Genomic DNA, 23,928 nt, shown 5'->3' on the forward strand with positions numbered 1-23,928 from the left:
CACGGTGCCAATCGCCATCTATGCTCAGCAAATCCCGAGCATGGAGTGTTACAAAATGTTTGATTTGCATCGTAAGTCCGATCTGGCTGAAATCGAGCGTTGCACCCAGGCCCTGGGCCAGATGACTGCCAAGTTGGCGGCGGTCAGCCGCTCGATGGCGATGATCGAATTCAGCCCCGACGGGGTCATCCTCGATGCTAACGAAAACTTCTGCAAGGCCATGGGCTACGGCGTCGAAGAGATTCGCGGCAAGCATCACCGCCTGTTCTGCGACGAAGCCTTCGGCAAAAGCGAGGAATACCGCCAGCTGTGGCGTGACCTGAACCGTGGCGAGCCGCGCAGCGGCACCTTCGCCCGGATCGACAAGCGCGGCCGCGAAGTCTGGCTCGAAGCCAGCTACATGCCGGTGCTTGGCGCCCAGCAGCAGGTCACCAGCGTCATCAAGGTCGCTTCCGATATCACCCAGCGGGTGCAGCACGAGCACGAGACCGAGAGCCTGATCAACGCCATCAGCCGCTCGATGGCAATGATCGCGTTCACCCCGGATGGTAAGGTCATCGACGCCAACCAGAACTTCCTCAATACCATGCACTACCGCCTCGACGAGGTGGTGGGCAAGCACCACAGCCTGTTCTGCCACAAAAGCGAAAGCGAGTCGGCGGCCTACAAGGCCTTCTGGGCCTCGCTCAACCGTGGCGAGTACCATTCCCACCGATTCGAGCGGGTCAACAAGCTCGGGCAGATGGTTTACCTCGAAGCCTCCTACAACCCGATCTTCGACACCCGCGGGCGCCTGTACAAGGTGGTCAAGTTCGCCAGCGACATCACCCGCCAGGTCAGCACCCAGCAGACCGCCGCCGAGTCTGCCCATGCCACTTCGGTGCAGAACGACGCCTGCGCGCGCAAAGGCTCGCAGGTGGTGCAACAAACCGTGCAGGTGATCGAGGAAATCTCCCAGGACCTCAACGCCGCCGCGCGTAGTATCGATGCGGTGAGCAAACAGTCGGAACTGATCGGGCAGATCGTCCAGACCATCCGCAGCATCGCCGACCAGACCAACCTGCTGGCCCTCAACGCGGCCATCGAAGCGGCACGCGCCGGCGAGCACGGACGCGGTTTTGCGGTGGTCGCCGATGAGGTTCGCAACCTGGCGGCGCGCACCAGCAAGGCGACCCTGGAGATCGTCGAAGTGGTGCGCCAGAACCACGACCTGTCGTTGACTGCCGTGGCCAGTATGCAGTCGAGCCTGAGCCGCACGGGCCTTGGCGTGGAGCTGGCCAACGAAGCCGGTGAGGTGATTCTGGAAATCCAGCAGGGCTCGCAGCATGTGGTCGATGCGATCAGCCAGATCAACTCGACCTTGCAGTTGCACTGACGCGCTGATTGAGCTCGGTGTCGAGGGTCTGCAGGCTCTGCTCCAGGGCCCTGGCCAGGGCCTGCAGGTGCTCGATACCGGCGTCGCCGACACAGGCTTGCTCAAGCGCTTCGCAGCGCTGCACCAGGCCACGGGCCTTGAGCATCTTGGCGCCGCCCTTGATCCGGTGAGCCAGGCTGCGCAAGGCATCGCGGGTGGGCGTCGGGCCGAGGGCGCGCAGGGCCTTGAGGTCGTCGCCGTTGCTCTGGGCCAGTTCCCGTAGCAGGCGTTCGACCAGTTGCGGGTCGCCCAGGGTCAGGTACCTGAGGTTGTCGACCTCGAAGCCGCTGGCATGTGCTTCAAGGTTATCGCTTGCCACTACCGGCGCAGCCGGGCTGTCGATGCCGCTCAGGTGACGGCGCAGTTCATTGAGGCCGATCGGCTTGAACAGGCAATCGTTCATGCCGCTGGCCAGGCAACGCTCGCGTTCTTCGGCCTGGGCGTTGGCGGTCAGGCCGAGGATCAGGCAGGGCTGGCGTTGCTGTTGCTGCTCCTCATTGCGCAGACGCCGTGCCAGTTGATGGCCGTCCATGCCGGGCATATGGCAATCAGTGATGACCACCTCGAACTGCCCCTGCAGCCACAACCCCAGCGCCGCCTGGCCATCGCCGGCCTGGCTGACCTGATGGCCGAGCACGCTCAACTGGCGCTCAAGCAGCATCAGGTTGGCCGGGTAGTCGTCCACCACCAGGATGTTCAAGGCCTGCGTGGCTGGCGCTTGCTCGATCGGCGCCACCGGGGCATGCATTACCGTCGCCAGCGCCAGTTGCAATTCGATATCGACGCGGGTGCCGCGGCCCGGGCTGCTGCTCAGGCTCAGGCGGCCGCCCATCAGCTCGCACAGGGTGCGGCTGATCACCAGGCCCAGGCCGGTGCCCTGGCGCGCGGGTTGCTCGCCCACCTGGGCGAAGTTGTGGAACAAGCGCGCCTGGTCTGCAGCGCTGATGCCAATGCCGCTGTCTTGCACGCTCAGCAGCACCCGGCGCAGTTGCCCGGGTTGCGCCGGGCCGTAGCGCAGGGTGACTTGCACCTGGCCCTGCGCGGTGAACTTCAGGGCATTGCCCAGCAGGTTCGACAGCACCTGCTTGAGCCGCAGCGGGTCGACCATGAGGCCTTCGTCGAGGGTCTGCAGGTCGGTGACCAAGGCCAGGCCCTTGAGCCGCGCATTGCCCTCGAACACGCGCACGGTGGCGGCGACCAGGGCAGTCAGGTCGGTCGCTTCGGCGTTCAGTTGCATGTGCCCGGACTCGATGCGGGCGATGTCGAGAATGTCGCCGATCAGCGCCAGCAGGCCGTTGGCCGAGTCGAAGGCGACCTGCAGCGACGCACGGTCGGCACGGCCCTGTTCGGCGTCCTTGACCGCAAGCTCGAGCAGGCCGATCACCGCGTTCATCGGCGTGCGGATTTCATGGCTCATGGTCGCCAGGAAAGTACTTTTGGCGCGGCTGGCATCGTCGGCCTGGTCCTTGGCCAGGCGCAGCTCTTCGAGCAGGCGTTTGCTGAAGCCCAGCTCATGTTGCAATGCCTGCTGGGCTTCGCTGCGCTGGCGGATCAGGTTGCGCAGGTAGCGGTTCCAGAACACCACGCAGGCGATCAGCAGGCTGGCGACGATAACGATCTGCAGCATCAGCGAGCGGTAGTTGTACCAGGGGCTGTCGCTGATCAGCGCGTTGGTGCGCCAGCGGTTGGTCAGCTTCGCCAGTTCGTCGGGCGGGATGCTGAGCAGGGCTTTGTCGATGATGGCGTGGAGTTCGGTGGCCGGCAAAGCCGTGGCAAATGACGAGGTAATCGGTTGATCGCCGTACAGTGAGGCGATGCGCAGGCGATCCTTGAACAGACGGCTGATGAAGTAGGCGGCATTGATGCGTGAGCTCAGCACCAGGTCGACACGCTTTTGCGCCAGCGCTTCCATCAATGCGAGCGGGTTATCGACCTCGATCAGCGTCAGCGACGGGTAGCGCTCCCGTAGTTGGGGCTTCAAGGGTGAATCGCGGATCACCGCCAGGCGTTTACCCTGCAACTGCTCCGGCGTTTGCCCGTCGTCGCTGTCAACCCGGCTGACCAGCACCCAGGGATCGACCAGGTAGGGCCGGGTGAAGTTGACCTGCCTGGCGCGGTCGGGGCTATAGACCAGGGTCCCGGCCAGGTCGGCTTTGCCCTGTTGCAACAACGTGATCGCGGCGGCGCCGGCATCGGCTTCGACGAACTCGAATTTCAGCCCCGTGCGCAGGCTGATCTGCTCCAGCACATCGGCGGTAATGCCACGGACCTGCTGCTGGTCATCGTAGAAGTTCAAGGGCGCAAAGTACTTGTTGACCAGCACTCGCACAATCGGGTGCTGTGCGATCCAGCGGCGCTCCTCGGTGGTCAACACCAGCACGTCGCGATCCAGCAGCATGCTGGTACTGCCGCTGCTCCAGCGGCGCAGGATGTTCAGCCGCTCGGTTTCGCTGGTGACCGCCAGTGACTGGTTGAGCAAGCGCAGCAATCGCTCGTTGCCACGAGCCAGGGCGAAGGCGAAGGTTTCGCGCTCGTGTTTGACGAAGTGCGAGATCTGCACACTTTCCTGAAAGCTCTTGCCGATCAGGTAGTCACTGCTGATGGCATCGCCGAGAAAGGCATCGGCCTGGCCCAGCGAAACCGCCGACAAACCGGCCATGGTCGAGGAATACAGCTGCAGGCGGGCCTTGGGGAACAGGTGCTGGACTTCTTCGTCCGGCAGGTAGTGATCGACCATGGCCAGGCGCAGTCCGTCCAGTTCGTCATCGACGGCGCGGGTCTTGCCCTGGGGCGTGACGATCACCGGCAGGTCGTCGGCATAGGGTTGGCTGAGCACCAGTTGCGCATCGGCGGCTTCAAAGCCATTGGACCTGCCGAGCAGGTCGATGGCCCCGGCGTGCAGGGCAGTGATTGCCTGTTGACGGCTGTTGTAGCGGCGAACCTCTACCGCGATGCCCAGTAGCTCGCTGATCAGCCCGGCGTAGTCAGCAGTCAGGCCCTCGTATTCGTTCTGGCTGACGTTGATATCAAAAGGCGGGTAGTCCGGGCTCGAAGTGCCCAGGCGCAGCACGGCTTTTTCCTTCAACCAGCGCCGGTCATCTGCTGACAGGGCCACGCCTTCGCCGCCGACCACCGAACGCGCCAGCAGTGTGCGCAGCTCGCCGGGCTCATCGGCCAGGCTGCTGTCGAGCAGCAACAGCGGCAGGCAGCCCAGCACCAGGGCCAGCAGAGCAGGGCGGATGTTCATGACGGGCTCAGATCACCTGGTTACGAGTGGCCAGAGCCATTAGCTCGACGAAAGATCCTACCTGAAGTTTCTCCATGATCCGGCTTTTGTAGGTGCTGATGGTTTTCGGGCTCAGCAGCATGCGTTCGCCGATCTCGTTGTTCGACAGCCCGGCCGCGAGCATGCGCAGCACTTCCATCTCGCGGTGCGACAGGCTGCCCAGGCGTTCTTCTTCAGAACCCAGCGGGCCACGGTTGGCCGACATGTCGGGGAAGGTCGAGTAGCCTTTGACCATGGCTTTCAAGGCGAATACAAGCGCCTCCAGGTCTTCGTCTTTGTGCACGAAGGCGGAGCTGCCGGCATCCAGGCAGCGACGGGCGAACAAGCTGGCCGGTTGCCCGGTCAGGACCATGATTTTCGGGGTTTTTTCCAGCAGGTGCAGGCGCTTGATCACGCTCAGGCCATCGAGCCCGGGCAGGCCGATATCAAGGATGACCACATCGGGGCGCAGTTCGCGGGCCATCTGCACGGCAGCCACGCCGTCGCCGGTTTCGCCGACCACTTCGTAGCGTTCGCGCTCGAGCAGCATGCGCACCGCAAGGCGAATCGTGGGGTGATCATCGACGATCAGTACCGTAGGCATTGGCGCAACTCCTTGACGAAGAGGGTAGGCCGTTTCCTGAATCATTCAGGAAGACGAATCGGGCCGGAGCCGGCGAGTCGCCAACGATACGTCGAATCAGGTTGCAAGAGTATGGGAAGTATAGAGGCGTTGAAAATTGTGGTAGGAATTGTCGAAAATTCCTACGCACTTGAGTTGTGGCTTGTCGGGGTGAATGACTCGGCCTGAGACCTGCGAGGCCAGCTTCCACCCCCCACTCACTCCATCAGAACGACGTGGTAAACGAGGCGAAGTACGCCCGGCCTGCTTCGTTGTAGGTCAGCGCCCCGGCTTCATCCGAGTTGCCCTCGCGGTACAGGCGCTTGTCGAACAGGTTGTTGACGCCCACGCGCATGCTCAGGTTCTTGGTGAATTCGTAACCGCTGCTGATGCCGACAATGCCATAGGGATCGACGTCCTTCTGCACCTTCTTGTCTAGGGTTTCATTGGCCCGGGCGTTGTAGGTTGGCGCTTCCTGCTTGCCGTAGTAGGTGCCGTTGAGCTGGAACGACAGCTTGTCGGTGACATTCCAGTCCAGGGTCGAGTTGACCGTGTACTCGGGGATGATGCTCAGCGGCTCGCCGGTCTTCTTGTCCTTGGACTCGATCATGTAGGTGAAGTTGGTGTTCCAGTCCAGCGCCGGGGTCAGCTCGACGAACAGGTTGCCCTCAACCCCTTGCACCACGGCCTTGCCGGTGTTTTCCCAGCGCAGGATGCGCCGGCCGTTGGGCAGGCGGAACAAGGTCTGGTTGCCGGCTTCGATCTTGTTCTTGTAGTCGTTACGGAAGTAGGTGGCGCTGGTGCGCCAGGTGCCTTTGTCATAGGCCAGGCCCAGTTCCTTGTTGACGCTGGTTTCCGGGTCGAGGTTGGCGTTGCCCAGCAGGTAGCAGCCGCCGTTGTTGACTTCACCGGAGTTGCAGCCCGTCCCGCGGCTGTACAGCAGGTAGTTGGGGTTGGCCTGGTACAGGTTGGGGGTCTTGTAGGCGCGGGCGATACCGCCCTTGATGCTCAGCGCTTCGGTGATCTGGTGCGAGGCGTTCAGGCTCGGGCTCCAGTTGTCGCCATAGTCTTCGTGATGATCCAGGCGCAGGCCGGGGGTGACGATGGTGTTTTCACCGACTTCGATGTTGTCCTCGGCGTACAGGGCAAAGCTGCGCGCGGTGGATTTGGTCTGGGTGCGGTCAAAGCCCGGCAGCTCGGCACCCGGGTCATAGCTTTGCGGGCGCAGCGAACCCGGGTCGTTGAGCGACTCGTAGAGGTACTCGCCGCCCAGGGTCAGCACCTGCTCCAGGCCCATGCTCAGCGGCAGGTTGATCTCGCCGGTGGCGCGGGTGTTGCGCAGGCGCGACTCGAAGCGCCCGGCACCGCCCGATGGCGCGCCTTCGCCCCAGCCGGCCAGGCCTTCGTTGAGACGCTCGTTGCGGGTCAGGTCGTAGGACAGCGAGGCGGTGGAGGTGCCCCAGTCGTAGTCGCCACGGTGGGTCAGGGCAAAGCTTGAGCGCTGCATGACGTTGGTTTCCTTGCCCACCTGGCTCTCGACGAACTCGCCGCCGGCGTTGAGCATGGTGTCGCCGGCAAAGATGTTGCCCTGGCGGCTGTAGCTGGACTCCAGGTCGACGGTGTTGGCCGGGTCGATCTTCCAGCTCAGCAGGCCGTTGATGTCCTTGTTGCGCACACCTTCGCGGCCGGCCATCAGCGATTCTTCATAGGCCTGGTGCGCCGAGTTGATCTTCATGTCGTCGGCGTCGGTCTTGTTCAGGTTGCCGTACACGCGAAAGATCAGGCTGTCGGTGAGCGGCCCGCTGAGGCTGAAGTTGACCCGCTTGCCGGTGCCTTCGGAGTCGTCCTCGGGGAGCATGGTGTAGAGGGTCATCGAGCCGCGCAGGTCCTGGGTCGGGCGCTTGGTGATGATGTTGACCACACCGCCCATGGCACCCGAGCCGTAGCGTGCGGCGGCCGGGCCGCGGAGGATCTCGATGCGTTCGACTTCTTCGGCCGGCACCCAGTTGGTTTCGCCGCGGGTGTCGCGGTCGCCGCTCCAGCCGTAGCGCACGGCGTTGCGCGAGGTCGACGGCTTGCCATCGATGAGGATCAGGGTGTTTTCCGGGCCCATGCCGCGCAGGTCGATCTGGCGGTTGTTGCCACGCGCGCCGCTGCTGCTGTTGCCGGTGAGGTTGACCCCCGGCTCGCGGCGGATGATGTCGGAAAGATCGTTGACCGGCGGACGCTTCTTGATGTCTTCAGCGGTGATGATCGACACGCCTGGTGCTTGCTTGAGCTCCTCTTCGGCGGTGCCCAGCACCCGGGTGTTCTCCAGCTCGATCGCCTGCCGGCTGCCGTCCACTGGCAGGTCGGTGGGCTGCACCTGGACTTCATCCGGTTGCAGCTCCAGGGGCGCTGCGGCCAGTGCCGTGGAACCCAGGGTGGCCAGCAAGGCAATGCTCAAGCGGCTGAGGTTGAAGCGCGACACCATGTCAGATCTCTCCTGAAACAAAGGGTGAACGGCCTGGACGGAAGGGCCGGGCCGTTCGGGAAGTCGAGAATGATAAGAATTACCATTCGCGTGTAAACCCTTAAGGAGAAAAATAAAATATTAACGAAGCAGGGCGGTAAAACCCTGCTACGGCGATTCCGACAGATTAATGGCAAAAGGCCTTTAGAACTGTAGGGATGCTGCCAGGCTTGAGGTGCGGCCGGGTGCTGGCATCATGCTTTGCGACATGGGGTCGAGGTAGTACTGGTCGGTAAAGTTGTAAACATTGAAACTGACCTTGAGTTCATCGCTGACCTGGTAGTCGGCAAAAAAATCATAGATGCGCGCTTCCAGGTAGTGCTGCTGCGGTGTGGTGGTGCCTACGTGCCAGCTTTTGTCCAGCACGTACATCGGCCCGCTGGTGTAGCGCATGCGTATGCCACTGGCCAGTTTCTGCTCGAAGGCCTTGGCCCCCAGCACCAGGTTGACGCTGTAGCGCGGCGGGTTCTGGGTGTTGGTGTAGGAACCCTGGAAACCGCCGGTGGTGCAGTCCGGCGTTTCGCTCTTGCCGCCGTCGCGCAGGGCCTGGGCAAACGCGCGGTCGCAGGTTTCGGCCTTGATGTTGTAGACGTACGAGGCGTCGGCGAACCACCAGGCGCTGTCGTAGTGGCTTTGCAGCTCGATGCCCTGGGTGGTGAAGCTGTCGACGTTGCGGATCTTCAACTCGCCGTTGAAACCGGGGCGGCCCTTGGGGTTGTAGCGATAGTTGCGGGTGACCATGTCATCGATGGTGTTGTGAAAGTAGGCCAGCTTGAACCCGGCCTGGTCGTTGTCCAGCAGCAGGTTGCTGCCCTTGAACGATGCGCCGACCTCGAAGGTTTTCATCCGCTCCGGGCGCAAGTCGTAGTTCGGTTCTGCCGACCAGCTGCCCAGGGTGGTCTCGAACAGCGACGGCATGCGCATGCCCTGGTTGTACAGGGCGTAAGCCATGACATTGGGGGTAAAGGCATAGCTGACGCTGTAGGACGGGGCGAAGCCGTGGCCAGACAGTTCGGCATTGTCGGCGAAGCCGGCAAATTCGGCGTTCCACCATGGCTCGTCGGGGCCGGCCCCGGCCGGCGCGGCATACAGCGCCTGGCGGTTGCGGTCATAGATGCGGTAACCGCTGTAGCGCCCGCCAGCGGTGAACGTCAGCTGCGGGACCGGTTTGTATTCCAGGGCAGTGCTGAGGCTGTATTCGTGGCGATAGCCATTGCGTTCGATGCGGTTGTTTTCCAGGTCGTCCTGCCACGGCTTGCGGCTCGGGTCGATGCTTTCGTACTGGTACGAGGCGCCATAGGTCAGGGCATAGTCGCCGCTGCCGGTCAGCAGGCGGCTGGTGTTGCTGATGTCAGTGCCGACCTTGAGGTTGCTCAGGTCGGACTTGAGCGATTGGCGGTAGTGCTCGCTTTGCTCGTCCTGATAGCCCTGGCCGCGTTGCGGCGCGGTAAAGCCGACGTTGTTGTACATGATGCTGCGCCCGAAGGTTGCCCAGGCATGGCCGTTGAGGTCGATGTAGCGGGCCAGGCTGTCGTCCTCGGGGCGCCATTTGAACTCGCTGGTGAGGGTGTGCAGCTTCATGTTGCCGGGCTTGAACTGGATCATCTGGTTGGCGCCGCTGTAGTCGTAGACCGGGTCGAGGGTCTCGCGCACAAAGCAGCCGGTGCTGTCCCACATATTGTCGCCGTCCGGCACCGGGGCCGCGATGGCCGAGCATTGCTGGTAATACTCGGGGGCGGCGCTCATCCAGAAGGCTTCGTCGTAGCGGTCGATGTCTTTTTTGAAGTCGCCCAGTGGCTGGGTCATCGACGGGCCTGAGCGGCCAATCTGCGAGGGCATGATTTCGCCAAAGCTCGAATCCATGTAGCGGTAGCCCAGGCCCAGCTCCAGGCCGTTGTCGCGGTACAGGGTGCCCTTGAGCATGAAGGATTTGTTGTGGGTGCTGGAGTTGAGCACCTCTTCGCCGGGCCAGTAGTTGCGTGCCACGGTGTTGGCATCGACCAGGGCGCCGCCACTGATTACCGAGGTGTCGTAGCGCGAATAACCGTGCTTGCCGGCAAAGTAGTTGTTGTTACGTCGCTCGGCGTAGGCGGCGACCACATCGAAGGCTTCGTCCTTGTGGGCGAAGGCCAGGCTGCGCGACCAGTCGTGCGCGTGCAGCAGGTCATTGCGCTCGGTGCGTGGGCGCACCCGATAGTCGCTGGGGACGTCGGCGCTGCTGTTGTCCGCCAGCGAGCCGCGCAGGCGCCAGCCGGTGGTCTCGCCGGGCTTGAGGATGTCATCGACGGTCAGCGTCTGCATCTCGACCGAGCCGCCGATGGCGCCGGAAGCACCGGCGTCCAGGCTCGGGCCCTTGTTGACGGTGACGCCGCTGATCAGGTCCGGGTCGATGTAGGCGCGCTGTGCAGTGCCGGCGTAGCCGCGGTAAACATCCAGCGACTGCTGGCTGCCATCGACCTTGACCGGCACCCGGCCCTGGCCCTGGATGCCGCGGATGTTGACTTCGATGCCGCCGCCGTTGCGCCCGTCGGAGGTCTGCACGCCAGCGATGCCGGCGAGCAGGTCGGCATTGGAGCGACCGCGAAAACGCTCCAGTTGCTCCAGATTGCGGGTTTCCACCGAGCGTGGCACGCCGTAGTCCTTGAGCCCGTCGTCCTCGGCCTGGCCCTTGACCCGGGTGGCGCCGAGCTCCAGGGCATCACTGGCGTGCGCGGTCTTTTCGATCAGCACCCGGCCGTCGTCACTGAAGTAGGCGCTCAGGCCGCTACCGGCCAGCAGTTTGCTCAAGGCCTGGGCCGGCGCGTAATGGCCCTGCAGGCCCAGCGACGGCTTGCCGGCGGTCAGGCGCGCATCGACCGACAGCAGCAGGCCGGCACTGGCGGCGAACTGGGTCAGGGCCTGGTCGAGGGTGCCAGCGGGAATCTGGTACAAGCGTTGTTCCTGGCGGGCAGCTTCGGCCTGGGCGGGCATGGCCAGGCTGCAGCAGGCGCTGCCGAGCAGGCCGGCGAGCAATCCGCTGCGGATTGCCAAGCTCAGGGGGGACGGGCAGGGGGGCGGCAGGTTCGGCATCCCGAAGACTCCTTTGAGAATGCGTATTGGTTAGCTTTGATGACTAACCCGAACGAGCGGCGCAAACCGACAACGGCTTGCGCAGTTATTTTTGCGAAAGTGCAAGCACGGGCGGTCAACGCGCGGTGACGGTCACCCAGTAGCGGCTCAGGTAGTGCACGCGGATCGGCAGGCTGTCTTGCAGGGCGGTGAGGGTGCGCTCGCTGTCGGCGAGGGCAAATACGCCGGTGATTGGCAGTTCGGCGATGGCCGGCTCGCAGCGGATGACCCCGCGCCGATGGCGGCCCAGTTCCTCGAGAAAACGCCCCAGCGGCAGGCGCTCGGCAATCAGCCGGCCGTGCTCCCAGGCAATGCTGTTGCTGTCGGCCGGATGCTGTGGTCCGCAGCCCTGGCGGTTGAACCACAGGCCGTGGCCGGCCGTGAGCAACTGCTCGCTGCCCGCCCCGGGTCGAATCATCAAGGCGCCTTCGAACAGCTCGACGCGGCTGCCATCCTGCAGCTCGCGCACGGCAAAGCGGGTACCGAGGGCCTGTACTTCACCGGCCAGGGTCTGGACCTTGAGCGGCCTTGGGTCTTTGCCGCTGGTCAGCAGCAGCTCGCCTTCGAGCAGGTGGATGCGCCGCTCTTGTGCGCTGAACTGGATGTTGACGCTGCTGCGGCTGTTGAGCAGCAGTTGGCTGCCATCGGCCAGTTGCAGGCGGCGCACTTCGCCGGGGGCGCTGCGCTGGTCGGCCATCGCCTCGCGCCACGGCAGATGGCGCTGCCCCAGGTAAGCGCTGCCGCCCAGCAGTAGCACGACGCACAGTTGGCGCAGCAGCGAACGCCGGCTCTGGCGCTCTTCGAGCACGCTGCGGGCAGTTTGCGCAGGCACGGCGGAGAGGGTCTGCTGCAGGGTTTGCAGGCGTTGCCAGGCGCGCCGGTGCTCGGCATCGGCCGCTTGCCAATCGGCAAACGCCAGGCGTTGCCCGGCATCCAGCGGGCCGTCCCAGTGCAGCATCAGCCAGTGGCTGGCCTGCTCGACAATCGCCGCGTCGATCGGTGCATCGTTTACCGCGCTCATTCGCTGTAGAGCACCTGGTAGCAGGCCTGGATGGCGCGGATCATGTACTTTTGCACCGAGCTTACGGTGACCCCCAGGCGCTCGGCGATCTCGGCATAGCCCAGGCCTTCGAAGCGCGACAGCAAAAAGGCGCTGCGCACCTTGGCCGGCATGCTGTCGAGCATCTGGTCGATCTGTTGCAGGGTCTGCAGGATCATCGCGCGGGTCTCCAGCGACGGCGTTTGCGGTTCGTCCAGGTGGGCGATGCTGGCCAGGTACGCCTGCTCGATGCGTTGCCGGCGCCACTGGTCGATGACCAGGTTGCGCGCCAGTTGCACCAGGTAGCTGCGGCCCTCGTCGTGGCCGGGCAAACGGCCGCTGACCAGCAGGCGCAGGAAGGTGTCGTGGGCGATGTCGGCAGCACGCTCACGGTCGCCCAGGCGCTTGCGCAGCCAGGCCTGCAGCCAGCCGTGGTGATCGCGATAGAGGCCATGGAGCTGTTGCTGGGGAGCGGGGGAGGTAGGGGACACCCGGAGATCCTGAAACATGAAAGATGCAGTTGCGAATTGTTCGCATTATAAGGGCAAAAAAAGAACCGTGACCAGCCTGTCGGCGAGTCACGGTCAAGGGGGGGAGAATCAGATTGCCGGCGATGGGGCGCGAAGCGGCCCCAAAGCTATTACTGCTGCAACACCGTCGCCTGGTTACCCGCACCAAACTGCTGGATGGTCGCGGCCATGTTTGCGCCGCTCTGGTCGACCATCGCCTGGTTGGCCGAGCCGCCCTGGGTCACGTAGGCGACGTTGACGCCGTCGGTCTGCTTGATGTTGGCCTGGTTGTTGTCGCCGTACAGCTGCCAGGTGTAGCTCTGGTTGCCGCTGCCCGATTGCTCGACCTTGACGCTGTTGCCGGCGCCGCTGCTGACGCCGGTGGCGTAGTTGGCGGTGCCGCGCTGGTCGGCGATCAGCAGGTTGTCGCTGCCGTTCTGTTCAAAATACAGCTCGTTGTTGTTGTCGACCTGGGCAAGTTCGGCGCTGTTGCCGCTGCCGTTCTGGTTCAGGCGGGCGAGCTGGGTGCTGCCGTCCTGGGTGAAGTTGGCACTGTTGCCGCTGCCGTTCTGGTTGACCTCGGCGCGCTGGGCGCTGCCGAACTGGCCGCCGGACTTGTCGCCCTTCCAGTTACTGGCGAGGATCTTGTTGCCGGTGCCGGTGGAGCTCACCGTGAGCACGTGGTTGTCGCCATTCTGGTAGGTGTAGTGGACGTTGCCCTGGCCGTTCTGGAACACCGTGGTGGTCGACTGCTGCGATCCGAACTGGTCGGCATAGCTGGCGTTGAGGCTGCCGGCCTGGGTGATGCTGGCCACGTTGCCCTCGCCGAAGCTCTGGTCGAGCACGCTTTCGTTGGTTTGCCCGTACTGGGTCACCGTGGCCTGGCTGCCCAGTTGGGTGTCTTGCCAGACTTCGCTGGAGTTGGCGCTGCCGGTCTGGCTGATGGTGACGCTGCCATCCTGGCCTTCGCGCTGATCGCCATAGGCCCAGTTGTCATCGCCGGCCTGGTAGATGCCGATCTGGCCATTGTTGTAGTTCAGGTGCTCGGCGGCGCTGTAGTTGCCGCTACCGGCCTGGATGCTCAGGGCGTTGTTGCCGCCGCCTCCGTACTGCTGCTCGACAAAGGCGCGGTTGTTATCGCCGAATTGCAAGGTGGTGCCCTGGCTGCCGGCCTGGGTGTCCTGGTAGATGAACGAGAAGTTGCCGGTGCCTTGCTGGGTCTGCTGGGCGCTGTTCTCGACCCCCAGCGACTGGCTGGCGTGGGTGTTGTTCAGGGCCCCGGCGTTTTGCTGGTTGATCTGGCTGCCGAACTCGTACAACTGCTCGGCGTAGCCGGCGTTGTAGTCGCCGGCGCCGCTTTGCTGGATCTGGCTGTTGCCGCCGTCCTGCTTGGCGGCGTGGTTGTTGCCCAGGCCCAGCTGGTTCTGGGTGGTGGTACTGAGCGGCGCGGCGGTCTGCTTGACCTCGGCGATGTTCTCGGTGCCGAACTGGCTCTGGGTCGACTGGCTGTCGTCAGCCATGGCCTGGCCGGCAACGGCCAGGACAATGGCGGCGCTTAAAGGAGCGAGCTTGAACATGGTGGTGCCTCCAGGTTTAACGGTATTGGTTGACCTGCACGCGCTGACCGTTGCCGGCCTGGATCACCGAGCTGGAAAGCCCGCTGCCGGCCTGCTCGATGCTGGCGCTGTTGCTGTTGCCGTATTGCTCGATCTGCGCGCGGTTGTTGCTGCCGCTCTGGCTGATCGAGGCGCTGTTGCCGTAGCCCTGCTGGCTGATCGAGGCCATCAGGTCGTTGCCTTGTTGCAGGATGTACGCCTCCTGCGCGCCACCTTGCTGGACGATGCGCCCGAGCAGCGCCTGGCCGTCCTGGCCAATCGCTGCGCGGTTGCTCTGGCCGTTCTGCTCGACCAGTGCCTGCTGGCCACTTGAAGGCGCCAGTGGCTGCATCGACAGCTCGCCCAGGTCGCTGCCCATGGCCAGGTCAGCGTTGTCCATCAGGTCGTCGGCCAGGGCGCCCTGAGCGCTCAGGCTCAGGCACAGCAGCAAGGTGGTCAGGCGCGCCATGGTCGTTCTCCTGTGGTTACTGCACGGTGACCGGCACAGTGCGCACGGTGCCCAGGCTGGTGGTGACGGTTGCCGTCGGTGCCGGTGTGCTCGGCGCGACGCTGTTGGTGACGCTCAGCCGCCAGCGTCCGGTCAGCGGTACCGGGGTGGTACCCAGGCTGACCAGGCCGGTCGGGGTGCTGACCTGCACGGTGACGGCGTTGAGCAGGATCGCCGAGGTGGTGCCGGAGATGTCCCAGGTAAAGCGACCGCCAGCCCGCGCCGTGACCGTTGCGGCGGTGACGGTGAAGTTCTCTGCCGGTGGCCGTGGCGACACCTGCACCGTGACCGTGGCCGGTGCCGACAGGGCACCTGCGCTGTCGCGGGCGATGTAGGTGAAGGTGGTGCTGAACGCGGCCAGGATCACTGCCGGCGGGGTGTAGGTGACCTGGTTGCCGTCGGTGCTGACCGTGCCGCGGCCCAGCGCCGGCTGGGTAACGCTGGCGACCGTCAGTGGTACGTTGCCATCCGGATCGCTGTCGTTGCCCAGCACGTTGATCGGCAAGGCCACGCCGAGGGTGCTGGCGGTGTCGTTGACAGCCAGCGGCGGCTGGTTGGCGGCGACATTGACCGTGACGTTGGTGACGGGTGATTTCAGCCCTTTGCTGTCCTGGGCACGGTAAGTGAAGGTGACCACCAGCGGCGCATTGACTACTGCCGGTGGGGTGTAGGTGACGGCCGTGGTGCCGTTGAGCACCACCGTGCCCTGGCCGGTGGCCGGCTGGGTGAGGTCGCTGATGCTCAGCGGCACGTTTTCGTCAGGGTCGCTGTCGTTGGCCAGCAAGTTCAGGCTCAGCGGCACGCCAACGCGGGTGCTGCCGACGTCGGCCTGGGCCACTGGCGGCTGGTTGGCGGCGTCGACCGGGGCATTGCCGATTACCACCACCGGCTCGCTGTCGCTGCCGCCGGCGGCGGATTTCACCGTCACGATCGCAGGCGGCTGGCTCAGCTCGTTGACCGTCAGGGTCTGCAGGGTGCCGGACTTCGACAACCGCCCGTAACCCTGGGCGACCAGGTCGGGCACCTGCACTTCATCACTGGAGCTGGCCTCGATGCGCAGGCGCTTGTTGGCCCAGTCATAGCGGGCGGTGGTGACCTTGACCACGTCGCTGAGCTTGCTCGACAGCGCGGTGGGGCGGGTGGCGCCGGTCGGGTCGCTGGCGGTGACGACGATGACTGGCGGCGGTGCGGCGCTGCTCAGGTGCTGGGCGAAGAACAGGCCATTGTTGTCGGCCAGCAGGTTGAACTGGCAGGGCGAGGGCGGGGTGCCCGGCACCAGCGCAAGGGTCTCGCGCATGCACAGCGTGGCGTTGTTCGGCGCCTTGGCGAACACCTCGACGCGGGTGCCGTCCGAGGTGCGCCGGTAGCTGGCCCGCTGCAGTTCGGCAGGGGTTTGCTTGCGTGGGTCGAGGACCTTGCCGGAGACCGTGAACAGGTTGGTCTGGAGGGTCCCGGCCGGGCCCTGGATACGTACGAAGTTGGTGTTATTGGGGCTGCCGGTGACCGCTTCGGTGATGTTCGGGTCGCCGACGTAGGTTTCGCTGGCGCCGGTGTCCGGGTTGATCTCGGTGTAGGGGCCGCCGACGCCGCGCAGGAACGGCCCGATCGCGCCGTTGAGCACGCCGCTGAAGTTGCCCGGGGCGCCGATGCCGATGTCGCGGGTAATGTTGATGGCGCGGCGCCCGGCGGTGGTGACGTTGACCGTCTCGACCCCGTACGGGTGGGTGATCACGTAAGTGCCGGTGCGCGGCACCGAGGCGCGGATACGGATACGGGCGAAGCTTTGCTGGTCGCCGTCCACCGGGTTTTCGGCGGCAAACGCCGCCTCGATACCGGCGACATAGACTTCCAGCTCGTAACCGCTGTTGCCCACTTCAGGGATTTCGGTCTCGGCCAGAAACCAGAACATCTCCGGCGGCCAGTTGTCGGGGAACACCAGCGGCAGGGCGTCGTCGTACACCCCGGGCTCCGGCAGCAAGGTACACATGTAGGCCGGCGGCACCGAAACCGCTACCCGCGAGCTTGCCGCCCGCGACTGGCACAGCTCCAGCGACAGGTTGCCGTGGTCCTGGTACCACATCGGGTAACGCCCGGTGGCCAGGGTGTAGGGGCCGGGATCGACCGCCTTGAGGCCGGCCCAGGCAGTGCCGGCCAGCGAGAGGGAAAGCCCGGCTGCGCAGAGCGCCAGGCGTGGCCAGTTGTTCATGCTGCCTCCTGCTACGGGACGTGGCGTAAGAGTGTTCATGGCACGAGCACCACTTCTTCGCTGTCGCTACCGCCGTTGGTGCTGGTCACCGTGACCTTGGCGGGCGGAATCGGCGACAGGCCGGTGGTGAGGGTCTTGACCGCGCCATTGCCGCTCAGGGTGCCGATCGTGGCGCCGTTGCCGGTGCGGGCGCTGAGCACTGGCGGGCTGGTTTCGTCGCTGGTGCTGGCAACCAGGGTCAGTTGCCCGGAGGCCAGGCTGTACTCGGCGCGCTCGATCACCACCAGGTCGGTCAGCGCCAGGGTCAGGGTGGTCGGGGTACTGGTGGGGATCGCCAGGCTGTTGTCGGCGGTCACCTGCAGGTTCAGCGGCAGCGATGGGTTGAGCACCGACTGGGCGTACCAGGCGCCAGTGGTGTTGGCCTCGCTGAGGTTGAGGTTGGGGGTCTGGCTGACCAGGGTGGCGGTCGCCGGTGGCGGCGGGGCTTGTACGAACAGGTCCTGCTGGGCACGCAGGTCGCCGTTCTCGCTGTGCCGCGAATAGGTGCTGCGCTGGGCGATCACCGGGGTCGGGCGGGCGACGGTGGAGAGCTTGCCCGAGACCGAGAACAGTTCGGTACGCAAATCCAGGCCGTTGGGGCCCTCGATGCGCACGAAGTTGGTGTTGAACGGGCTGCCGGTCACCGCTTCCTGCAGGTTCGGGTCGCCGATGAAGCGTTCGCTGGCGCCAGTGGCCGGGTTGGTTTCGCTGTAGGGGCCACCGGCACCGCGCAGGAACGGGCCGACATCGCCCTTGAGCGCGCCGGTGTAGGTTTTCGGCGCGCCGATGCCGATGTCGCGGGTCATGTTGATTGCCCGCCGCCCGGCCGCCGGTACATCGAACACTTCGACGCCGTAGGGGTGGGTGACGATGTAGGTGCCTGGCGTGGGCACGTCGACGCGGATACGTACCCGGGCAAAGCTGACCTGGTCACCGTCGACCACGTCTTCGGCAGCGAAGGCGGCCTCGATGGCGGTGCCGTAGGTCAGGTCGATGCCGCTGGCGGCGTCGGTGATGGCGGCATCGGCGGTGAACCAGAAGGTTTCGTCGGGGTAGTTGCTCGGGAAGCTGATCGGCCGGGTGTCGTCGAACACCCCGGGGGCGGGGTTGAGCACGCACATGTACGACGGCGCCCCGGGTGCACCGGGCACCCGCGAACTGACCGCCTTGGACAGGCACAGGTCGAGCACCCGGCCATGGGTGTCCTGGTACCAGGCAGCAAAGCCGCCGGTAGCGGGCAGGTAAGGGCCGGGGTCTACTTCGAACAGGGCGGCCTGGGCCGGTGCCTGGATAATGCTCGCCAGGATCAGCAGAGCCAGTGGGTGGGGCGTTGGACGGTGCATGAGTCTTCCCTCTTGCATTCGGGCCCATGGACTTGGGTCGTCTGCACAGGCATCGGCAACATCCGTACCAATTTATTCTCAATACCCTGCAGGCCTTGCTGCACAAGGCCTGGCGTGCGGTTACAGGGTGTCGGCAGAGCCACTCGACTCGGGGCGCTGGCCCCAGGGTTGGGGGCAAGTGGGGCAAGCGGGCGGGGGAATTGCGCGGGCTGGGCTATAACCTAAGGAGCGTTCATTCGGGAGTCAGTGATGAGCAGCCAGCCACGCCTCGATTCGTCGTCCCTGCAGCTCGTAAGCCCGGCCCCGGCCGCCGCGCGCAAGCCGTTCAACCTGCTGCGCTGGTACGCCTTCGTCAGCCTGGCGATCATCCTTTCAGTGGCCGTGGGCCTGGGCTTGATCTCCAGCCGCTTCGTGATCAATGAAAGCGTCGAGCGCGACGCCTTGCTCACCGCCCAGTTCATCCAGGCCATCGCCCTGGCCGAAGTGCGCCACGTGTCGATCCCCAACGTGCGGACCATGGGCGAGTTGCTCGATCCGCGCCTGGACCAGGCCTTCCCGGATGTCGACCCCGAGGCCCGGCGCAGCGCCCGGGGCGAGTTCCTCGATCATATCGCCCACCTGCCCGACGTGTTGCTGGCCAATATCTACGCCCCGGACCGCATGGTCATCTGGTCGAGCAACCCGGCGCTGGTGGGCAAGATGATCGACGCCGATGACGACCTTGACCATGCCTTCGACCAGAAGATGCGCGTCTCGGCCAGCTACCACGACGTCGACCAGGCGCGCAGCGAGCAGAAGTTCATTACCCCGCCCGAGCAGTTGTTCATCGAGAACTACATTCCGCTGTTCGATGCCGAGGGCGGCAACGTCACTGCCATGGTCGAGATCTACAAGGAGCCCCGCGACCTGATTTTGCGTATCGAACGCGGCCTGTTGCTGATCTGGCTGGCCACGGCGATCGGCGCGGGGCTTGTGTACATCGGCCTGTACGGCATCATGCGCCGCGCCGCCCGGCAGTTGGCGGTGCAGCAAAAGCGCCTGATCAACAACGAAACCTATGTGGCCCTGGGCGAGATGTCGTCGGCGGTAGCCCACAGCCTGCGCAACCCCCTGGCGAGCATTCGCTCCAGCGCCGAACTGGCCCAGGAGATCGAAGAGGGGCCGGCGCAGAAGAACATCGGCGACATCATCAGCCAGGTCGACCGCATGTCCCACTGGGTGCGCGAGCTGTTGCAGTCGCTGCGGCCCTTGAACGATACCCCGGAGCCGGTAGACCTGCTGCGGGTGCTGCAGGACAGCCTGCAAGGCTTTGCCCCGCAACTGCTGCGCCAGGGCGTGCGCCTGCAGATGGGCGAGTTGCCCCAGGCCCTGGTGTTGTGCCAGCCGGTACTGCTCGGGCAGATCTTCAACAGCCTGATCGCCAACGCCCTGGAGGCCATGCCCGAAGGCGGTGAACTGCGTGTCGAGCGGCGCCGGCAAACGCGCCAGGGCCTGACCCTGCAGTTGTGCGACAGCGGCAAGGGCATGACCGAGGAGCAGCAACGCATGGCCTTCAAGCCGTTCTTCAGCACCAAGCAAGGCGGACTGGGGGTTGGCCTGGTGCTGGTGCGGCGGATCATGGAGCGCTTTGGCGGAACGGTGAAGCTCAGTAGCGAGGAGGGGCAGGGTACGTGTGTGTTGCTGACGTTCAGGGTGGTGGGGAAGTAACGGATAAAGCACTTTAATAAATACTACTAACTATATGAATTTAAACACATTGCTGTTTTTTAGCTCCCGCAGGGTAAAGACCCAGAACTGGGGGTGGTTTTCCAACATCACTCTTCGTAAATAATATTAGGTAGTAGGCATAACCTATTGATAATTAACGAATACACATCCTGATACAGATGTGGCCAGGTAATTGCAAAACGATATTACCGGTCCCTGAATCTGGGTGAAGATGATGAAAACCCCAACCCCCACCCCTCTTGTCCTGAGCATCGCCCTGGCCATTGCCTTAATGGCTGATGCCAACGCCAGCCGCCTGGATGATGTCGAGCCGCCAGAGCCTGGCGACCCCTCGGCCTTTAGCGATCCACCCGCCGACAGCGCCGCAGCGTTGAACAACCTGCTGTCGCTGCCCGAGGCCAACCTCGGCGCCTTCGACCTGCCCGAGGGCGAGGGCGACCGCACCACCCCGCGCCAGGAGAACGAGCGCCCGCCCGCCCTGCAAACCAGCTTCAACTACCCCACCAACGGCGCCCCCAGCCCGATGTTCGGCGCCCAGCCGTTCAGCCAGCAACTGCTGCTGTTCGAAGAATTCGGCCCGACCCGCCTCGACCCGACCACCCCCGCCGGGCTGCTGGTGTTCCCGGCGCCCAGCACCGGCCCGGCGCCGCAGCAAGACCCGCTCAACGTCGCGCGCAGTGCGCCGTCCGGGCCGTTGCTCGATGCCTTTCTCAAGCAGCCGGGCCTGACCCCGTTCCCCGGCCAGTTTGCCAACGTTGTCGACCGCAACCCCTGGCAGCAGCAGATCGAGCTGTTCCTCAACCGTCACATCGGCTCTGCCGCCGAAGGCCGGCCACCAGGAAAGGGCTGGTCGCACCAGCGCTGGAACGAGTTCTACCCCCAGGCCGCCTACAAAACCGCGCAAGCCGGGGCGCGGATCAACAGCGGCCTGCGTGACGCCATGCAGATGCACCACTACAGCGTCGGCGAGTTCGGCCCCGGCGGCCTTTACTACAACACCGCCGGCCAGGCCAACACCCTGGGCACCACCAAGGGCGTCGATACCCGCTTCCACCCCAACATGCCGCTGCAGGATCACAAGTCGCTATGGACCTTCGACGGCACCTTGCCGGCCAAGCTGTTGATGGTGCGATACGGCCAGCCGCTGCTGATGCGCCATTACAACGCCTTGCCGATCGACCCCGCCGCCAACCACGGCTTTGGCCTGCACACCATCAGCACCCATGAACACAACGGCCACGCCCCGGCCGAAAGCGACGGCTACGCCAACGCGTTCTTCTTCCCGGGCCAGTACTACGACTACCGCTGGCCGATCCAGCTGGCCGGCTACGACAGCCTCAACACCCGCGCCGAAGACCCGCGCGCGGCGTTCCCCTGCACCCCGGGCGAAACCCTGTGGGTCAACGACGCCAACCCGGGGCTGAAAACCTGCGAGAACGGCAGTATCCGCATTCGCGGCGACTGGCGCGAAACCATGAGCACCCACTGGTTTCACGACCACATGCTCGATTTCACCGCGCAGAACGTCTACAAGGGCAACGCTGCGATGATGAACTACTACAGCGCCCTGGACCGCGGCAACGAGGCCTTCGACGATGGCGTCAACCTGCGCCTGCCCAGCGGCTCGGCGCTGTCATGGGGCAACCGTGACTATGACCTCAACCTGCTGATCGCCGACAAGGCCTGGGGCCAGAACGGCCAGCTGTGGTTCAACCCGTTCAACACCGACGGCTTTCTCGGCGACCAGATCCTGGTCAACTGGCAATACAAGCCATACCTCGACGTGCGCGCCCGCAGCTACCGCCTGCGCATCCTCAACGGTTCGGTGTCGCGCTACCTGAAGCTGGCGCTGGTGCGTGAAATCAAGGGCAGCGGCGGCGAGTTCGCCGGGCCCAAGGGTTCGGGGCTTTCCTATGCGCGGGTGCCATTCCACATGATTGCCAATGACGGCAACATCATGGAGCACGCGGTGCCGTTCGACGGCAGCATGGACCTGGACGCCAACGGCGACAAACAGGACCACAACGCCATCCTGCCGACCCAGGGCATCGCCGAGCGCTTCGACATTGTCGTCAACTTCGCCAAGAACGGGATCAAGCCCGGCGACAAGCTGTTCCTGCTCAACCTCCAGGCCCACGACACCGGTAAGGGCCCCAAAGAGGCCATCGCCCTGGCCGACGTGCTGTCGGAAAAGTATCAGGCGGTGATCAAGCAGACCAGCAAGGGCCCGCAATGGGATAAAGGCGACCCCACCGTCAACAAGATCCTGCAGTTCAACGTCAAGCCCTACAGCGGCCAGGACCTGGCCATGGACCCGGCCGCCTACGAGCCGGCCAAACCCGGCAAGGCCGAGGGCAAGGTGATGATCCCGCTCAAGCTGCACCGCGACAACCCGGCAGACATCGCCCGCCTGGCCCAGGCCCGCCATCGCACCTTCATCTTCGGCCGCTCCGATGGCACCGACCAGGCGCCGTGGACGGTCAAGACCGACGGCGGCTTTGGCTATCACATGGACCCGCGCCGGCTCAACGCCGCGCCTCAGCTGGCCACTGGCCCCACCGACGCCGGCGCCAGCGGCTTCGGCACCCTGGAAATCTGGAAGATCCAGAACGGTGGCAACGGCTGGAGCCACCCGGTGCACGTGCACTTCGAGGAGGGCATCATCCTCAGCCGCGGCGGCAAGGCGCCGCCGGAATGGGAAAAGTGGGCGCGCAAGGACGTCTACCGGATCGGCAGCGAAGCCGACGGCCTGGACAACGTCGAGGTGGCGATCAATTTTCGCGAATTCGCCGGCACCTACATGGAGCACTGCCACAACACCCAGCACGAGGACAACTCGATGCTGCTGCGCTGGGACATCGAGCACCCCGGCCAGTTGCAGTTGATGCCCACGCCCTTGCCCAGCTGGGACGGGGTCAAGTACGTCAACTCGGCGGCGCTGCCGACCTGGCGCAACGGCGATGGCAAGGGCCCGCAGGTCAAGGTCGGCAAATAGCCGGGGGAGGTTGCCATGGGCGTTATCGCACGTTGCCTGTTGCTCTGCTGGCTGTGCAGCAGCCTGCCGGGGCTGGCCGAGGAGGCCACGCCCTGGGGGGCGCAGTACTTCCCCAATACCGAGCTGATCGACCACAACGGTGAGCACCTGCGCTTTTTCGACGACCTGATCAAGGACAAGGTGGTGGTGATCAACTTCATCTTCACCGGTTGTGGCGATTCCTGCCCGCTGGAGACCGCGCGCCTGCGCCAGGTCCAGCAACTGCTGGGCGAGCGGGTCGGGCGCGAGGTGTTCTTCTACTCGATCAGCATCGACCCGCTCAGCGATACCCCCGAGGTGCTCAAGGCCTATGCGCAGAAGTTCAAGGTGGCGCCCGGCTGGCGCTTTCTGACCGGCGACAAAGGCCAGATCGATGCCTTGCGCCGCAGCCTGGGCTTGTTTATCGAAGGCGTCGACAACGGCCGCAGCCGCGACCACAACCTCAGCCTGATCGTCGGCAACCAGGCCACCGGGCGCTGGATGAAGGCCTCACCCTTCGAAAACCCGTGGATTCTCGCCGACCAACTGGCCAACAGCCTGCAGAACTGGAAGCAACCCAGTAGCGAGCAGAGCTACGCCGATGCCCCGCAGATTCGCCCGCCGAGCAGCGGCGAAGAGCTGTTTCGCACCCGTTGCGCCGCTTGTCACAGCCTCGGCCCGGAAGATGGCCAGGCTACCGGCCTGCGCGCGGTCGGCCCGGACTTGCTCGGCGTTACCCGGCGCCGCGAGCAGCGCTGGCTGAGCCGCTGGATCCGCGAGCCGGATCGCATGCTCGCCGAGCAAGACCCGCAGGTCATGGCGCTGTACCGGCAATACAGCGGCGTGGCCATGCCCAACCTGCGCCTGAACGAGGCCGATGCCCAGGCCTTGCTGGCCTTTCTCGAGCAGGAGGCCGAACGCCAACAGCCATAAAGGCAAAATACTATCACTGGCGCCGTGGCCATTAGTTTTGATGTGCCACGCCTGTGTGCACGCTGGGCTATAAGTTCTAAGAAAAGAAGCATCC

14 protein-coding genes are annotated in these 23,928 nt (G+C 64.6%); 4 read left to right on the top strand and 10 right to left on the bottom strand.

The genetic code is table 11. From position 1 onward, the window contains the following. The first annotated feature begins 55 nt into the window (after positions 1 to 55). Positions 56 to 1,375, top strand: coding sequence for a PAS domain-containing methyl-accepting chemotaxis protein (locus UB48_RS15840; protein ID WP_045198711.1), 1,320 nt, complete (start codon positions 56 to 58; stop codon positions 1,373 to 1,375). Here UB48_RS15840 and UB48_RS15845 read toward each other — a convergent pair. From UB48_RS15845 to UB48_RS15890, 10 genes are all read right to left on the bottom strand, one after another. After that, positions 1,350 to 4,661 (bottom strand): transporter substrate-binding domain-containing protein, encoded by a 3,312-nt coding sequence (locus tag UB48_RS15845; RefSeq protein ID WP_045198712.1) that lies wholly within the window; start codon positions 4,659 to 4,661, stop codon positions 1,350 to 1,352. The two genes, UB48_RS15840 and UB48_RS15845, sit on opposite strands and share 26 nt — an antisense overlap. A 7-nt stretch (positions 4,662 to 4,668) precedes the next feature. Beyond that, positions 4,669 to 5,283, bottom strand: coding sequence for a response regulator transcription factor (locus tag UB48_RS15850; RefSeq protein ID WP_045198714.1), 615 nt, complete (start codon positions 5,281 to 5,283; stop codon positions 4,669 to 4,671). A 244-nt stretch (positions 5,284 to 5,527) separates the two neighbouring features. Beyond that, positions 5,528 to 7,774, bottom strand: a complete 2,247-nt coding sequence (locus UB48_RS15855) for a FepA family TonB-dependent siderophore receptor (RefSeq protein WP_045198716.1) — start codon at positions 7,772 to 7,774, stop codon at positions 5,528 to 5,530. A gap of 183 nt (positions 7,775 to 7,957) precedes the next feature. Continuing rightward, positions 7,958 to 10,882, bottom strand: coding sequence for a TonB-dependent receptor (locus tag UB48_RS27110; protein ID WP_052676529.1), 2,925 nt, complete (start codon positions 10,880 to 10,882; stop codon positions 7,958 to 7,960). Between the two features lie 115 nt (positions 10,883 to 10,997). Next, the gene (locus tag UB48_RS15865; protein ID WP_045198718.1) at positions 10,998 to 11,942 is read right to left on the bottom strand and encodes a FecR domain-containing protein; all 945 of its coding nucleotides are present in this window, start codon (positions 11,940 to 11,942) and stop codon (positions 10,998 to 11,000) included. Beyond that, positions 11,939 to 12,451 (bottom strand): sigma-70 family RNA polymerase sigma factor, encoded by a 513-nt coding sequence (locus tag UB48_RS15870; protein ID WP_249744355.1) that lies wholly within the window; start codon positions 12,449 to 12,451, stop codon positions 11,939 to 11,941. The genes UB48_RS15865 and UB48_RS15870 overlap by 4 nt, the downstream gene beginning before the upstream one ends. Positions 12,452 to 12,600: 149 nt before the next feature. Further along, positions 12,601 to 14,046: a curlin gene (locus UB48_RS15875; protein WP_045198720.1), complete on the bottom strand. Its 1,446-nt coding sequence runs from the start codon at positions 14,044 to 14,046 to the stop codon at positions 12,601 to 12,603. Between the two features lie 16 nt (positions 14,047 to 14,062). After that, a complete protein-coding gene (locus UB48_RS15880) occupies positions 14,063 to 14,533 on the bottom strand; it encodes a curlin (protein ID WP_045198721.1) in 471 nt (156 codons plus the stop codon). 16 nt (positions 14,534 to 14,549) lie between these two features. Then, positions 14,550 to 16,778, bottom strand: a complete 2,229-nt coding sequence (locus UB48_RS15885; RefSeq protein WP_045198722.1) for an Ig-like domain-containing protein — start codon at positions 16,776 to 16,778, stop codon at positions 14,550 to 14,552. 35 nt (positions 16,779 to 16,813) lie between these two features. Continuing rightward, positions 16,814 to 18,160, bottom strand: coding sequence for a hypothetical protein (locus tag UB48_RS15890; protein ID WP_045198724.1), 1,347 nt, complete (start codon positions 18,158 to 18,160; stop codon positions 16,814 to 16,816). A 249-nt stretch (positions 18,161 to 18,409) separates the two neighbouring features. Here UB48_RS15890 and UB48_RS15895 point away from each other — a divergent pair, with 249 nt between their 5' ends. From UB48_RS15895 to UB48_RS15905, 3 genes are all read left to right on the top strand, one after another. Then, complete coding sequence (locus UB48_RS15895; RefSeq protein WP_045198726.1) at positions 18,410 to 19,867, top strand: HAMP domain-containing sensor histidine kinase; 1,458 nt, start codon at positions 18,410 to 18,412, stop codon at positions 19,865 to 19,867. 235 nt (positions 19,868 to 20,102) lie between these two features. Next, entirely contained in the window at positions 20,103 to 22,883 is a 2,781-nt protein-coding gene (locus tag UB48_RS15900; protein ID WP_082075468.1) for a multicopper oxidase domain-containing protein, read from the top strand. A 15-nt stretch (positions 22,884 to 22,898) separates the two neighbouring features. Next, positions 22,899 to 23,834, top strand: coding sequence for an SCO family protein (locus tag UB48_RS15905; RefSeq protein ID WP_045198729.1), 936 nt, complete (start codon positions 22,899 to 22,901; stop codon positions 23,832 to 23,834). The last annotated feature ends 94 nt before the right edge of the window (positions 23,835 to 23,928 follow it).

Source organism: Pseudomonas sp. 2(2015), from assembly GCF_000955865.1.
Classification (GTDB): domain Bacteria; phylum Pseudomonadota; class Gammaproteobacteria; order Pseudomonadales; family Pseudomonadaceae; genus Aquipseudomonas.